The sequence below is a fragment of the Vibrio sp. 2130-1 genome, assembly GCF_033339515.1.
On the sequence record NZ_JAWOUT010000550.1, the window covers coordinates 1 to 567 of the forward strand.

At 44.1% G+C, this 567-nt stretch carries 1 protein-coding gene; it reads left to right on the forward strand.

Annotation, left to right across the window (positions count from 1 at the left end; genetic code table 11):
- On the forward strand, positions 1 to 491 hold a 491-nt coding region (locus tag R7Q09_RS27325; protein ID WP_411913133.1), incomplete at its 5' end, for an AMP-binding enzyme.
- Between the last annotated feature and the right edge of the window lie 76 nt (positions 492 to 567).

Below are 567 nucleotides of genomic sequence, written 5' to 3' on the forward strand. Positions count from 1 at the left end.
ATCGTAAGATTAAGTTGGTTGATGAGCGCATTTACATTGGTGGACAAACGCTAGCTTCAGGCTATTTTCACCAAGGTCAAGTGACGGTATTCGTGGACGAGGATGGTTGGTTCGACAGTAAGGATCTCGGTGCTTGGCAAGGAGATGAGTTAAAGATCATCGGTCGGGCCGATAATCAATTTATCTCAGGTGGAGAAAACGTTCACTGTGAGGAAATAGAAGCAGTATTGAACCAAATCCCAAGCGTCACTCAGAGCATTGTCGTGCCAGTCGAAGATGTTGAGTTCGGTCATCGTCCTATAGCCGTTATTCAATCAGAAGCGTTACTGAGCCAACAGGAATACGAGCAATACTTGCGGAAAAAGCTTGAGAAGTTTAAATGGCCAATCGCTTACTACTTGATGCCACAAGCCTTGTTAGAAGGTGGAATTAAAGTCTCGCGTAAAGCGGTAAAAGAGTGGCTGCTTTATGAGTTAGATAATCAACGTTAAATAGCTGGCGCTCATTTGCCCTGCTGAAATGAGGCGAAGATTAGTCAATTTTGCTATGTGTTAGTCGGAAAGGGAA